Source organism: Shewanella violacea DSS12, assembly GCF_000091325.1.
In the GTDB taxonomy this organism is placed as follows: Bacteria; Pseudomonadota; Gammaproteobacteria; order Enterobacterales; family Shewanellaceae; genus Shewanella; species Shewanella violacea.
The window spans coordinates 1-13,326 of sequence record NC_014012.1 but is presented as its reverse complement, the minus strand read 5'-3'; the positions used below and the strand labels follow the sequence as shown (position 1 = coordinate 13,326).

At 44.0% G+C, this 13,326-nt stretch carries 14 protein-coding genes; 4 read left to right on the top strand and 10 right to left on the bottom strand.

Annotation, left to right across the window (positions count from 1 at the left end):
- Window positions 1-377 precede the first annotated feature (377 nt).
- Together SVI_RS00070 and SVI_RS00065 are read left to right on the top strand one after the other, a co-directional pair.
- The gene (locus SVI_RS00070; protein ID WP_013049302.1) at window positions 378-629 is read left to right on the top strand and encodes a type II toxin-antitoxin system Phd/YefM family antitoxin; all 252 of its coding nucleotides are present in this window, start codon (window positions 378-380) and stop codon (window positions 627-629) included.
- Window positions 629-913 (top strand): Txe/YoeB family addiction module toxin, encoded by a 285-nt coding sequence (locus SVI_RS00065; protein WP_013049301.1) that lies wholly within the window; start codon window positions 629-631, stop codon window positions 911-913. The genes SVI_RS00070 and SVI_RS00065 overlap by 1 nt, the downstream gene beginning before the upstream one ends.
- A 10-nt stretch (window positions 914-923) precedes the next feature.
- On the opposite strand, the gene SVI_RS21955 is transcribed toward SVI_RS00065, so the two are convergent.
- Window positions 924-1,853 (bottom strand): DUF1186 domain-containing protein, encoded by a 930-nt coding sequence (locus SVI_RS21955; RefSeq protein ID WP_041419527.1) that lies wholly within the window; start codon window positions 1,851-1,853, stop codon window positions 924-926.
- A gap of 321 nt (window positions 1,854-2,174) precedes the next feature.
- The gene (locus tag SVI_RS00055) at window positions 2,175-2,399 is read right to left on the bottom strand and encodes a hypothetical protein (RefSeq protein WP_013049299.1); all 225 of its coding nucleotides are present in this window, start codon (window positions 2,397-2,399) and stop codon (window positions 2,175-2,177) included.
- A gap of 903 nt (window positions 2,400-3,302) precedes the next feature.
- On the opposite strand from SVI_RS00055, the gene SVI_RS00050 reads away from it, so the two are divergent.
- Window positions 3,303-3,944, top strand: coding sequence for a LysE family translocator (locus SVI_RS00050; RefSeq protein ID WP_013049298.1), 642 nt, complete (start codon window positions 3,303-3,305; stop codon window positions 3,942-3,944).
- Window positions 3,945-4,029: 85 nt separating this feature from the next.
- Here the strand turns inward: SVI_RS00050 and SVI_RS00045 are convergent, their stop codons facing one another.
- From SVI_RS00045 to SVI_RS00010, 8 genes are all read right to left on the bottom strand, one after another.
- Window positions 4,030-5,001: a nucleoside hydrolase gene (locus tag SVI_RS00045; RefSeq protein ID WP_013049297.1), complete on the bottom strand. Its 972-nt coding sequence runs from the start codon at window positions 4,999-5,001 to the stop codon at window positions 4,030-4,032.
- Between the two features lie 136 nt (window positions 5,002-5,137).
- Window positions 5,138-5,839 (bottom strand): SCO family protein, encoded by a 702-nt coding sequence (locus tag SVI_RS00040; protein ID WP_013049296.1) that lies wholly within the window; start codon window positions 5,837-5,839, stop codon window positions 5,138-5,140.
- Window positions 5,840-5,916: 77 nt separating this feature from the next.
- Window positions 5,917-6,276, bottom strand: a complete 360-nt coding sequence (locus SVI_RS00035) for a cytochrome C oxidase subunit IV family protein (protein WP_049791008.1) — start codon at window positions 6,274-6,276, stop codon at window positions 5,917-5,919.
- A gap of 116 nt (window positions 6,277-6,392) precedes the next feature.
- The gene (locus SVI_RS00030; protein ID WP_013049294.1) at window positions 6,393-7,085 is read right to left on the bottom strand and encodes a heme-copper oxidase subunit III family protein; all 693 of its coding nucleotides are present in this window, start codon (window positions 7,083-7,085) and stop codon (window positions 6,393-6,395) included.
- A 70-nt stretch (window positions 7,086-7,155) separates the two neighbouring features.
- Window positions 7,156-7,848 carry a cytochrome c oxidase subunit 3 gene (locus SVI_RS00025; protein ID WP_041419526.1) on the bottom strand — a complete coding sequence of 231 codons (693 nt, stop codon included), beginning with the start codon at window positions 7,846-7,848 and terminating at the stop codon, window positions 7,156-7,158.
- The gene (locus tag SVI_RS00020; RefSeq protein WP_013049292.1) at window positions 7,848-9,662 is read right to left on the bottom strand and encodes a cytochrome c oxidase subunit I; all 1,815 of its coding nucleotides are present in this window, start codon (window positions 9,660-9,662) and stop codon (window positions 7,848-7,850) included. Before SVI_RS00020 ends, SVI_RS00025 begins: the two co-directional genes overlap by 1 nt.
- Window positions 9,659-11,137 (bottom strand): c-type cytochrome, encoded by a 1,479-nt coding sequence (locus SVI_RS00015; protein WP_013049291.1) that lies wholly within the window; start codon window positions 11,135-11,137, stop codon window positions 9,659-9,661. Before SVI_RS00015 ends, SVI_RS00020 begins: the two co-directional genes overlap by 4 nt.
- Window positions 11,138-11,332: 195 nt before the next feature.
- On the bottom strand, window positions 11,333-11,890 hold the full coding sequence (locus SVI_RS00010) for a hypothetical protein (protein ID WP_013049290.1): 558 nt from the start codon (window positions 11,888-11,890) through the stop codon (window positions 11,333-11,335).
- Between the two features lie 662 nt (window positions 11,891-12,552).
- On the opposite strand from SVI_RS00010, the gene mioC reads away from it, so the two are divergent.
- Window positions 12,553-12,993 (top strand): FMN-binding protein MioC, encoded by a 441-nt coding sequence (gene mioC, locus SVI_RS00005; protein WP_013049288.1) that lies wholly within the window; start codon window positions 12,553-12,555, stop codon window positions 12,991-12,993.
- The last annotated feature ends 333 nt before the right edge of the window (window positions 12,994-13,326 follow it).

The window sequence follows — 13,326 nt, the reverse complement described above, 5'->3', positions numbered from 1 at the left end:
AACACTGCTTTTTAGAGACAAGGTGTAGGTAGGCAAGAGGGTCTCGAAAACAAGGATGTTTTCGCGAAGCGGCCATGGATGGCTTTACCGCGTCCCGAGAGCTTACCTACACATACCCCGCTGGGAGGCGATTAACACAAGTAAGGCTATGGCTTCCCATAATCAAACCAAACACCCACACCGCCAAATGAAACCAAAGCCTAACCAAAAAAGTTCCTTCAACCTTGTGAACCGACAAAGGACCAAATTTGTGAACCGACAAGGCCCAAATTTGTGTGCAAACAAGTGTTCTCTGTTTCAGGATACTTGTACTTAATCTTGTACATCTATCACTTTCGAACTAAACTGTACTCATTAACGTACATGTAGAGGTGTTTATGAGTGTTTATAGTTTTACTGAGGTAAGAAGTAATTTTAAATCTGTTTGTGACAGCGTGGTCAACGACTGCGAACCTGCTGTAATACATCGTCGTGGCGCTGAAAATGTCGTCATGTTCTCTGAGTCAGAGTTCAATAGCTGGAAAGAAACTATCTACTTACTTTCAAACCCAGTAAATGCAAAGCATCTGTTAGATTCTATAAAGCAGATTGATGATGGCCAAGCTCAAGAGCGAGAGTTACTGGATTAATGAAAACTAATACAACTACCCTTTTCTCGACCTTTTATTCAGAGCAGGCCTGGAACGATTACCTTTATTGGCAACAACAAGATAAAAAGACGTTAAAGCGAATTAACCTGCTTATTAAAGATTGCCAAAGAACACCTTTTGAGGGTATTGGCAAACCAGAAAGGTTAAAAGAGAACCTTTCTGGTTACTGGTCTAGACGGATCTCCGATGAACATCGCTTAGTTTATAGGGCAAACCAGGATCAATTAACAATTGTTGCCCTACGCTTCCATTACTCTTCCTAAAGTACACAGCCTAATTCAAACAGCACTTCTTGTATTTCTTACCGCTACCACAAGGGCAAGGGTCATTGCGGCCGACTTGGATATCCGCGATAAAAGGTTGCTGATAATCCAGGGCCTCAAAATATCTTTCATCGAGTTCGCTGGGGGTATTCATCAAGTCATCAAAGACGGCCATGAGATCCTCATCATTCATCTCAGATTCAGCGTTGAAACCCGCCCAATGGCTAAGTGAATCTATCACATCATAATTGCCACTTATTAGGCCACTTTCCCACTCTGAATAACCGATAGACTGATTATCCCAATCTATGATGCACTGGTTCTCAGCTGGACCTTCATCAATAACTTTACTCTGTACATAAGCAACTAACTGGCTGTGATACTGATTAAACTGATTAGAAATTAACAGATTAATCAGCTCAAATAGGGCTATGGAGTGATTATTTTTGACTAGACTATCGATAAAACTTGGAATGCTGTGATTAAGTGTGTCTCTATCAATTTGGCCAGTATGCAGTTGCGAGAATAGTGCACTCAAGGCAGCCATCTTAACCAGTTCGCCGGCTTGTTGTGAGTTAACCAAGCGACTGAGTTGCTCTGGTTTTCCTTGAGCCAAAATATAGTAAGCCGTCGAGAGATCTGAGCCAATAAAATCACCCAGTAGACGCTCTAATGGACTATCACAGTCTTCTTTATTGGTTAGGTCTATTAGAGAGTCAAAGCTACTAAATTGCTTACGATCGATAATCAGACAGATACCGAAGAAAAGGAGATTGGACTCAGGATCGGTCAAGGCCTCTTTAACGATAAATTTTTGCATCAAGGCTTCTATAACAGGCAGTAACTCAGACCACTGCAGTCTCGCTGCTAACAAGGCATCAACCGGAAGTTCTTTTAGGTCGCCACGACTCAGGGTGGTAACTATCTCATCTAATTTCATATTACATTTACGGCTAAGAGGTGATTTAGCCTTATAGAGTAGCAAAAGAGCAGGCTAAAGCCCCAGTTATTAAGACAGAAAGCCGAAGAAACACACTTCTTTTATAATTGCTTCACCGCGTCCCGAGAGCTTACCTACACATACGTCGTTCACTGGCATCCTGCCATCACGACATTGGTATATCCCTATACAGCACCCGCTGGGAGGCGATAAATACAAATAAGCCTATGGTTTCCCATAACCCAATCAAACACCCAAGCTGCTAAATGAAACAAAAGCCTAACCAAGAAGTTCTTTCAACCTTGTGAACCTACAAGGTACTTACTCACTGTTACATTCTGAATTGCTATCACAGCTCATCTCTTCGATTAAATTGTAGTGCTTAACCTTAGCTAATTGGCCACCTGACTGACTGTCTCGCTGATGCTCTTGGTTAGCCAGCAGCTGAATTTCAGATGCTACGGGTTCATCAAGATAAGAGGAAATATCTTGGTAAGTTAACCAGAATGCGTAAAGGATTATGGCTGATAAAATATAACGAAACATAAGGACTCTTTATTCACTGATTTAGTGAAGTGGTTTGTGAACTTGTTCCCGAAACTATTCATGAAGTGACTCGAGAAACTTTTCACTAGTGTCATGGCTAAAAACAAACAGTAAACCTGATGATTTAATAGCGGTGACGAGATAATTAAAACCATTTTAGAGTATTTTTCGTACAGCAGATACTGTCAAGATCTTGTCTGTTTTATCAGTATTTTTTTAGTTTTGACTCGTCTATATTTGCGTCAAACATCCCACTCAGCGCCATTTTATTGAACACTTAATAGACGCTGAGTAAATGTGAGTTCAACAGAAATGAACTAATTCGTAGCGAGACAATTTATAGGTGATCTAGGCTAGTAACTAACGAGTTATAACGTTTTAAACTGAATTAAGAAGGAATAAATGTAAACAGAAGAGACTAATAATTAATCAAGGCAAATAGCCAGTTAGCAGTTTTCCATAAAACGAGTCTCAAATAATTCATACCATGATGCTCATTAGTTTGCTTACTGGTAGCCTATCCTAACTGCTAGTAAACAAAGCTGTAAAAATCAAATTAACTAACCAATAAATCTTAACTATGAATCCAGTTCCATTTTTATTGGCAGCTGAAAAATGGAAAAATCTATAACAAAAAATATAATTGATGAATAATAAATTATAAAAAAAACCCAATCTAGCCTCATACAAGCCAGTGTTTAAGCCATTTCGACAAATATATGACGCTATCAAGCACTGTGCTTTACAAGAAATCTCACTCAGGCGGAACCCTGACCCAAGTATAAATATCTCAGTAATTTTCCGTTTTAATAACTAAGTGTTCTCAAAAAAATTAAGAAAATACTGCCGATGGATCCTGATAGAGGTAGAATGCCGCCGTCTATTCCAACTTATGCATTTATGATGATCGATCTCGCTGTACTGCCACTGTATTTGACCACAGTTATCGCCCTACTCCTTATACCAGGCCCAGACATGCTACTTATAGCGAGTTCTAGCTTAAGTTATGGCAAAAAAGTAGGTGTATTTGCCAGCTTGGGCAATGCCACCTCTGGGCTAATACTGACATTGTTAGCTGCTATGGGGGTATCGGCATTAATAGCCATGAATCCTATGGCTCTGCAGGTGCTACGCATCTTAGGCGGAGCATATCTGATGAAGATGGGTTGGGATTGTATGCGCAGTGGCCCTGCTGATGCCCCAGAGATAGAGCAGCAATCTGGCCTAGCTAAGATGCTGTACCGCCGCGCGGTATTTAGTAACCTGCTAAACCCTAAGGCCCTACTCTTCTTCGTGCTGTTCCTGCCGCAGTTTGTTTCGCCGCAGCTAACGGCAACATCGGGCGAGCAGATGCTGGCTCTTGGCCTGCTACTCAACGTGATGGGATTATTGTTTAACTTATTACTGGTGTTAATGGTGGGAACCTTGGGCAAGTCACTACTGAAAAATGACAAGTTCAGGGCTAATCAGAACAAGTTTATGGGCATGATATTCTTCGCCTTAGCCATCTGGTTACTAGGCTCTCAAGTGCAGGCAATGAGCTAACTAAAACCCAAAGAGACTAACCTGAGCGGGATTATCCATTATCTAATTAACAGAGATAATGCCTATCCCGCCCCGCGTGTTCTATTTATCGTTTTTGACTGTAATCTATGATGGTCTGACGATAAAGAGACAACAAACGCTCATCTTCTACCGAAATCCCCACTCTTTGTGACTCATGGCTCTGCCATTCATCATGCATATATTTACGTTTATCGAATTTTTGTATTGTCATGCCTTCTGCCGGACCATCTGTGACTACACGCACGGGGCCTTCACGCAGGGTAAACAGTGATGGGTCAATCACATAAGCGATAGCAGATGGATCATGCACATGACAACCTTCCAACCCCACCTTCTCGGAATAGAACTTTAAGTAGTAGCGGCTTATATCCCAGATAAATTGCCCAACCTCACCGGCATCATCCCTGAGTCGATCTAGATAATCTTTGGTGAAGAAGCTCTGCTCGGTCACATCCAGACCTATAATGACTACAGGCCAAGACGCCCCAAAGACCATATCGGCGGCGTGAGGATCGTCATGAATATTGGCCTCGGCATAGGGAGTCACATTGCCTCGGTGATCGTTGACGCCAAATGCACCGCCCATCACCACGACTTCTTTCACCAGAGTCACTATTTCGGGAGCAGCCTCTAATGCCAAAGCCAGATTGGTCAAGGGTCCCACTGCCACCAGAGTAATTTCACCCGGTTCGGCCCTAAGTGCATCGATAATATATTGATAGGCCGGACGTGGATCAGCCGCTACAGATAATTCATCTGGAGCCTGAAAATCACCTAAGCCTGACTCGCCATGTACCACAACAGTAGCCCCTACAGACGGACGAACCATAGGTTTAGCGGCCCCCTTGACTACATCGGCCTGCAAGCCATATTTTTGCTTAAGAAAAAGGGCATTATGAGTGGCATTGTCTATGGTGGCATTACCATACACACAGGTTATGGCCTTAAGCTCTATCTCCGAGTGCGCCTCGGCAAAGATGATAGCCATGGCATCATCGATACCTGGATCTGTATCTAAAATTATTTTTGTTGTCATAAATACTGCCGTTTAAGTTGAATTAATGCTGCATATATCAGCTTAATATACCTGCCTCATGCAGGCATAGATGTGATAACAAGCTAACAGCATCATAATTTACAATAGCCTAAGTTTTATTACAAAACTGGATTAGTCACTGCATAGTGAAGCGATTGGCATTCTTGCGGATCAAAACATAGTCATGATAAATATCATCTTTAGTGAAATGACGATTGCCGAAGGGATCGACACTGGGCTCAAATACGGCGTGAAGCCGACCTTGAGGATCTAACAGATAGATGGCAAGCCCGTGGCCGACCTGATAACTGCCTTCGTCCCCCTCTGGTCTACTAATTTTTACTCTTATTCCCAACTCTTGTTCAAACTGCTTAGCTATTCCAGCTAACACCTCAGTATCTACAGGCTTTAAGCCAATGATATCTTCGCCGAAAAACGCCACATACTCGGCCAATTTTTCTGTCGAGTCTCTGTCTGGATCTATGGTGTAAAAAAGTAATTGAACATCTGCAAATTGATTATCTTTTTGCAGGCTAAACATCAGACTATTCAACAGGAGTAGAGTTGCCGGGCACACATCCGGACAATTTAGATATCCATAGGCCAACAGGTGCCACTGACCGCGCAAGTCAGCTTGAGTAAAGTATTGCTTGTGATGATTAACTAAGGTGAAATCAGAGAGTGTTATTGGCTCTTGCAGCAGACTCGCACTTTGTAGCGATAAATTCACCGAGGGACTGGCCTTGACCAGCATGAACGAGATACTAACTAGCACTAAGGTGACCATTAGCAGTATGCCGGCACCCAACCAGAGTTTCGCCCTCACCTGGCGCAGCATGTTAGCGATAATTTGAACTTGGCACTAATCTAGCCCTAACCCTAAATATAAGAATAAGAATAGGAATAAGCATAAGTTTATACCGAGATGAAAGAGAATAAGCGATTAACAAAGGTGTAGTCTCCTTCTATGGCCATCAAGCTAATAAACACCACTATTGCCAGAGGTGGCAAGAACAACACCAGTTTTAATGCCAGCCGCTCCCACCTGACATGCATAAATATAGTGATGATAAGCCCGGCCTTCAATGACATAAATAACAAGATAAGTGTCCACCTCAATAGGCCCTGAACTTCGAAGTAGTCCACCATATAGGACATGGTACTGAGCACAAACAAGAGCGCCCATATCTTCAGGTAGAGACTGATTGGATGAAGTTTTGGCTGGGTTTGTTCCACTTCGCCTGGCACCACATCTTTATTTGTTATCTGACTCATACATCACCTCAATCACTTATCACTTATCACTTATCACTTATCAAGAATAAACACCCAGACTAAGTCGACCATAGCAGCGTCCAATGGAGCTTTTATCAATTACCACAAGTAACTCTTTACCAAAGATAAAAGAGTGCAAAGATAAACACCCAGACTAAGTCTACAAAGTGCCAGTAGAGACCTGTTATCTCGACTATGTGATAGCCTTTTCCTTCGTAGTGTCCCCTAGCCACCCGCCTTGCAATAACCAAGAGAAAAATAACCCCGGCGGTGACATGTAAGCCGTGAAAGCCGGTGATCATGAAGAAGGTAGCACCAAATTGTGCCGAGCCCATGGGATTTCCCCAGGGACGCACTCCCTCCTCTACAATCAACTTGGTCCACTCAAACGCCTGCATACCGACGAAAGATGCTCCCAATAAAGCAGTCGCTGTCATAAACAGCACTGTTTTGCGTCTATCACCGCGATAAGCAAAATTCACCGCCATCGCCATAGTGCCGCTACTGGTGATCAAGATGAAGGTCATTATTGCAATAAGCACTAGGGGGATATGATGCCCGGCTATGGTAAGTGCGAACACTTCACTGGTGAGCGGCCAACTGTCCATGCTGGACATGCGCACATTCATGTAACCGATCAAAAATACGCTGAAGACGAAGGTATCACTGAGCAGAAACAGCCACATCATCAACTTGCCCCAAGGCATATTGAAAACCTGCTTGTCGGATCCCCAATCACTCACGGCCCCCTGCCAATCATCGGTGGCTATGGGCGCTGCTGCTTTTTCTTGTTTATCATCTGTGCTCATGTATCACTCACTCCTTACACAAGTCCACTAAGTCACACCAAGCTGTTTCTACATGTTTATCATCTATGTCCTACAAGCCGCACCAGGATGCGATTGTGTTATAGGTACTGGGGGAAGCGGTCAGTAAAGCGAAGATAAATATCCACAGCAGCCAGAGGTAATGCCAATACCAGGCGCATAAGACTAAACTTCGCTGCAATATATCCAGCTTCACTTTGCGGCTAAAAATAACCAATACCCGAGCCAAAGCAAATAAGCCGCCCAGTAAATGCAGACCATGAATGGCGGTTAGCATATAGAAGTAGCTGTTGGCCGGATTAGAGTTAATAGCAAAACCTTGCAGACTCAGCTGTTGCCACACACTCCACTGACCGAATATGAACAAGAGGGAGAAGATAACGCTGAGTATCAGCAGACCCAGTAATCTATTGAGCTTATCTTCACTCACCTGGCCAAGGGAAAAATGCAGACATAAACTAGCCAACAACAAGCAGCCCGTATTAACCCATAGCCAAAGAGGTTGATACAGAGGTGACCAGGGATCACCAGCCAGAGCCTGAAAGTCGGCATATTGAGAACGCGACAGATAAGTAACGCTAAACAGGAAGAAGATAACTGTGACCACGGCGATAAAAAATTTAAGCCCAGTTTTGCCGGGATATCCAGCTTGATATTCGATTAACTCGTGCTCCAATGCTGCCTCAGACTGGGCCAACCAGGGCTTCTCAGTAAGCTTGCTATAAATGCTCGAGAAAAAGTTCATCAAGCTCCTCCCTTATCATCGCCTGGCTCTGGTGGTTTAATTTCTGTTTTAGAGTCAGTAGATGCAGATATTGGCTCATCCATCATCTCGACCTCTTCCGGAGAAACATTCTGCGGAATAAAATCGGCCTTCACGCCGGGTACGCTGTAATCATAGGCCCAACGATAAACCACAGGGATCTTTTCCCCCCAGTTGCCGTGTCTTGGCGGTGTATATTCGGTTTGCCACTCCAAGGTGGTGGCATTCCAGGGATTAGGCCCAGACTTCTTGCCCTTAAAGGTGCTCCATATGATGTTTAACAGAAATATCAGCTGCACCAGGCCGACAATCAGCGCAGATATGGTGATGCTGGCATTGAGGGATTGAGCCGACTCGGGAATAAACTCGGTAGGCCCCATGGCGAAGTATCGCCGCGGTACACCGAGAAACCCCAGGTAGTGCATAGGGAGATAAATAGAGTAAGTGCCGATAAAGGTCATCCAGAAATGAAACTTACCCAGACCCGTATGGAGAAAACGGCCTGTGACCTTAGGGAACCAATGATAGATGGCGGCGAACAGCACCATGATTGGTGAAACACCCATCACCATATGAAAATGAGCCACCACAAAATAGGTATCCGACAGGGGTAAGTCGACCACCACATTACCGAGAAATAGTCCGGTTAATCCGCCGTGAGTAAAGGTGAAGATAAAGCCGATGGCAAACATCATGGGCACAGTCATATGTATATTGCCCCGCCACAGAGTTAACGACCAGTTGTAGACCTTAAGTGCCGTGGGAATGGCGATAATCAAGGTGGTGGTGGCAAAGAAGAAACCAAAATAGGGATTCATGCCGCTGACATACATGTGGTGAGCCCAGACAACAAAACTCAGCCCGCCAATAGCGACTATGGCCCACACCATCATACGATAGCCGAAGATATTTTTCCTAGCATGGGTCGCTATCACATCGGACACCATGCCAAAGGCTGGCAACGCCACAATATAAACTTCAGGATGACCGAAAAACCAAAATAGATGCTGAAACAAGACAGGACTGCCGCCGGTGTAATTAAGAGGCTCACCCAGTGACAAGATGGCCGGCATAAAGAAGCTGGTTCCCACTAACTTATCTAACATCATCATGATGGCACTCACCAAGAGTGCTGGAAATGCCAACAGGCCTAAGACGGTGGCGGTGAAGATCCCCCATATTGTTAGCGGCATGCGCATCAGGGTCATGCCTCTGGCACGAGCCTGCAATATGGTGGTGACATAGTTGAGTCCACCCATGGTGAAGGCGACAATAAATATCGCCAGAGACACCAACATCAAGATGATGCCAGCATCATTCCCTGGGGTGCCAGGTAAGATTGTTTGCGGTGGATACAGGGTCCAGCCAGCGCCAGTGGGGCCTCCGGGAACGAAGAAACTTGCCAGCAGGACTATAACTGCGAGTAAATAGGTCCAGTAACTGAGCATATTAAGGTAGGGGAAAACCATGTCTCTGGCCCCCACCATCAAGGGGATCAAATAATTACCGAAGCCGCCGAGAAGTAAGGCTGTGAGCAGATAGATCACCATGATCATGCCATGCATGGTGACAAACTGCAGGTAACTGCTGGGCTCAATAAAGGAGAAACTATCGGGAAAGCCTAGCTGCAAACGCATCATAGCCGACAATGCCAAAGCGACTAAGCCAACGAAGAGAGCCGTAATGGAATACTGAATGGCGATAACCTTATGATCTTGGCTCCATATATACTTGGTCATAAAGCTGGTGGGATGATGGGACTTGTCGGCTTGATCGACAATGGCGGTATAATTCATCGGCTCACCTCCTGTGTAACATGGCTCTGGCCTGTAATGCTGGGAGATTCAGTTGCTTTAACCTCTCTACTCACCGATTGATGATACCCGGCATCAAAAATCGGCTTTAATCTGGTGATATAGGCAACTACATCGTCTATGGCCTGCTCATTCTGCAGTAAACGCGACATCATAATCATCTGAGTGCCATAGAGATCTTCACGATGAGCACCGCGAATGCTGGCTCGATAATTTTGTAGCTGACGCTTAAGGTACCAGGCATGTTGTCCCGCTAATCTGGGAGCATTGAGAGCAAACTTACCTTCGGCTTTGTCACCATGACAGTATGCGCAGTTGGTAAACAGACGTTGACCGCTAGTTATGGATCTTGCCAGAGGGCCGTTATTCACCGCCGCTGGAGAGATAGCCAGAGCCGGCAAAGATGCTATATAAGCAGTGACATCTTTTATCGCTTTAGCATCGACTAAGGTATTGGCCATAGCTGCCATCTGCTGTCCGTAAATATCTTGCTGGTGGCTGCCACGAACCTGACTCTTATAATAGTTAAGCTGGCGCGTTAAATACCAGGCAGGTTGACCCGCTAGCATAGGTGCATTGAGCGTTTCATTGCCTTGACCATTATTGCCATGGCAGGCGGCACAGCTGACATATAAATTTTTACCTAGATGCAGATCCCCAGCTGGGGCATCCAGCGTCTCTTTGAAGGTTAACTGCTTATCCAGCCAAATTTGGTAATCTTGGGCCGTATCCACCACGATCTGACCTCGCATGGTGTAGTGAGCCATGCCGCATAACTCCTCGCACAACATCTCGAAACGACCGAGTCTGGTAGGCGTAAACCAGAGATAAGTCTCTATGCCTGGCACCAGATCCATCTTGACCCTAAATTGCGGCACCGCGAAGTTATGTAACACGTCTTTAGAGCGCATCAACACCTTTACAGGCTGATCCAGCAAGATGTGCATTATGTTACTGGAAATCAAAAGGTCATCTTGAGCGTTGATATCATTGGGATTGAGGCCGAAAGGGTTTTTCTCATCCATTAAGTCGACGGCACTTTGGCCTAAAATACCGTCTTTACCGGGTAATCGATAACTCCAATGCCACTGCTGACCCACGACCTCGAATGTTTCGGCATTATCGGGAACCGTGACAAACTCACTCCAAACCACCAAGCCAGGGGCAAGCATGGCTGCCACCCCTATGGTAGTGAACACAGTTAGCCAGACTTCGAGTTTCTTATTCTCAGGTTCATAATCGGCACGTTTATTTTTATCGAAACGAAAGCGGAAAACACAATAAGCCAGGAAGCCATTTACCGCGATAAAGACTATGCCGGTAACCCAGAAGGTAAGCGTGATGGTATCGTCGATGGCAGTCCAATTGGACGCGATCGGGGTAAACCACCAAGGGCTTACGAAGTGAAATACCACAGATACGAGTACTAATAACAGGATAACAACCGCTATAGCCATGCCACCTATCCCTATAGAACCTAGCCTCACACGCCTATTAACAGAAGATGTGTCGTGACCAGACTAAAAATAACGAGATAATTCAATACTTATTAAGATAGACCATAATTTGCATTCTCTCCTGATCTAGGGCTAAACATAGGCAATAAAAAAGCGCCAGAAAGGCGCTTTAAAATAGGGAAAACTCTTTATCGTTTAGGGCATGGTCTTCATGAAACTGTGAAACTTATCCTGCCAGCGAACCACCCAATGTGGGGTCGCCGATCCAAGACCTGCTGGCTCTAATTTTGGATGTTCATTGATAATCTTGGCAAAGACAGGCTCCTGGTTAGGGTCAACATCGACAAATAACACATGTTTGCCCTTATGAAGTAACTCCTGAAATCGTTCGAAATGTATATTCGTCTTCTGTATACCGATAAAACCACCTTCCCATGTACAAAAACCCAGTATTACTATGGCTAGAAAGATAAACGGCAGCCAACCCGCCGCACTCTGGGTCCAACCCATCTCATAAGCAAGCATCAAGGTCGCGGCAGAGATAACAAAGCCAATCACGGCACCTATTTCAGTGGAATGAACCACGTCCAGCTTTAGCACAGGCTCAACTTCATGGAGGTGATGATTTTCGACATCGGCATCTTTCTCACTCAATATATGTATCTGGGGTTCAGTTATCCCTTCGGCCTCGAGCTCCTGCTCTACCTTCTCCAGATCGTCGAGATCGTTAGTAATAAAGTAATGTCTTAACATGCCCTTAGCCTCACAATAGATCTTTTCATGCTTGTCAAAAACGTTTGAGCAGTTATAACAAGTAATGAAAATACCCTGAGTTATTATTTCAAGTATAGCAGTGATTCATGACTCGATAATTTGTGAAATAGAGCGGATAGCTAGCTGTGATAGGACATTAATAGCAAGAGGAATACTTGGTATAATCGAAATAATGGCAATATTTATAAAATTATATTGTGTTAGATAGAGGTAAATTAACTTCCAATCATAGTTAGGGCCGGAGATGGCTAATGATCCTTTAGCCAAAGAGTGGCGCTACTTGGTAAAACCACAGGATATATAGGCCATGCTTTCGAGACAAGGTAGAGGCGATAAATTTGCTAGGCATGACGTTTACTCCATGCCCTAAACACTGATCAGTAAACCGAAATACTAAGGTTAACGAGTTACGATTTGCTAAATAGTAACCAAAACTCAGGCCATTTAGCTCGATAACCTAGCCTTAATAGGTAAAAACATAGATGTAAATCCTGCCAACTGACAAGACCCCACAGAGCTTTTCACATACTATTAAGCCAAATATGAAATCATCTTTGGCCACTTATAGACTCAAACTAGGCCATTTCAGCACTTTAAATAGGCATAAATAAGCTATTTAGCAGTAAGTATAAGGATACACCATGGCAAAAATAGACATATTAGTAGGTACGACTCTAGGTAATGCAGAGTACGTTGCCGACGAATTCGCGGCTGTTCTAAGCAAATTAGGCCATGAAAATGTCATACATATGACCCCAAAAATCACAGATCTTGACCCCAGATCATTGTGGTTAATCGTCTCTTCTACACACGGTGCAGGGGATCTTCCGGACAATATAATGCCATTTTTAGAGGAGATCTTGTCTCAAAAACCCGATCTTAAGGGTACTAAGTATGCGATTTGTGCGATCGGAGATTCGAGTTACGACACTTTCTGTCTTGGACCAGAAAAATTAGCTCAAGCATTGGAGAGCTGCGGTGCACAAGTCTATGTGGATAAGATCCAGATCGATGTACAATACGATCATGTGCCAGAAGATCCTGCTCTAGCTTGGTTAGAACAATGGCAAGATCGTCTTTAAGATCTTTTTAAAAGGATAACTTAAGGATCAACCCACAGATTAGATCTAACTTATCCACATATTACTCTCTAAAATGATAAATATGTGGATAACCTATTATTTTCTTTTGATCAACCTCTGTATGAATCTAGATCAGATCCGGTCAAGGATCGACCCTGTGGATAAGTAGCCGATCTGTCCACAAGCTTAGATTAGTTTGATCATAATAAGATCACAGGTTCTGATCGCCGCTAACTCATGAATAATAAAAGAAAAAAGCGGTTACCCACAGAAGATCGCCCCCTTAATAGTAATAATAATAAAGGATCTATATAAAGATCTTAAGATCTATTA

What these genes read in the sequence shown, in the direction of transcription:
- SVI_RS00070 (WP_013049302.1), top strand. Translation starts at nt 378, where the DNA reads ATGAGTGTTTATAGTTTTACTGAGGTAAGAAGTAATTTTAAATCTGTT.
- SVI_RS00065 (WP_013049301.1), top strand. Translation starts at nt 629, where the DNA reads ATGAAAACTAATACAACTACCCTTTTCTCGACCTTTTATTCAGAGCAG.
- SVI_RS21955 (WP_041419527.1), bottom strand. Translation starts at nt 1,853, where the DNA reads ATGAAATTAGATGAGATAGTTACCACCCTGAGTCGTGGCGACCTAAAA.
- SVI_RS00055 (WP_013049299.1), bottom strand. Translation starts at nt 2,399, where the DNA reads ATGTTTCGTTATATTTTATCAGCCATAATCCTTTACGCATTCTGGTTA.
- SVI_RS00050 (WP_013049298.1), top strand. Translation starts at nt 3,303, where the DNA reads ATGATCGATCTCGCTGTACTGCCACTGTATTTGACCACAGTTATCGCC.
- SVI_RS00045 (WP_013049297.1), bottom strand. Translation starts at nt 5,001, where the DNA reads ATGACAACAAAAATAATTTTAGATACAGATCCAGGTATCGATGATGCC.
- SVI_RS00040 (WP_013049296.1), bottom strand. Translation starts at nt 5,839, where the DNA reads ATGCTGCGCCAGGTGAGGGCGAAACTCTGGTTGGGTGCCGGCATACTG.
- SVI_RS00035 (WP_049791008.1), bottom strand. Translation starts at nt 6,276, where the DNA reads ATGAGTCAGATAACAAATAAAGATGTGGTGCCAGGCGAAGTGGAACAA.
- SVI_RS00030 (WP_013049294.1), bottom strand. Translation starts at nt 7,085, where the DNA reads ATGAGCACAGATGATAAACAAGAAAAAGCAGCAGCGCCCATAGCCACC.
- SVI_RS00025 (WP_041419526.1), bottom strand. Translation starts at nt 7,848, where the DNA reads ATGAACTTTTTCTCGAGCATTTATAGCAAGCTTACTGAGAAGCCCTGG.
- SVI_RS00020 (WP_013049292.1), bottom strand. Translation starts at nt 9,662, where the DNA reads ATGAATTATACCGCCATTGTCGATCAAGCCGACAAGTCCCATCATCCC.
- SVI_RS00015 (WP_013049291.1), bottom strand. Translation starts at nt 11,137, where the DNA reads ATGGCTATAGCGGTTGTTATCCTGTTATTAGTACTCGTATCTGTGGTA.
- SVI_RS00010 (WP_013049290.1), bottom strand. Translation starts at nt 11,890, where the DNA reads ATGTTAAGACATTACTTTATTACTAACGATCTCGACGATCTGGAGAAG.
- mioC (WP_013049288.1), top strand. Translation starts at nt 12,553, where the DNA reads ATGGCAAAAATAGACATATTAGTAGGTACGACTCTAGGTAATGCAGAG.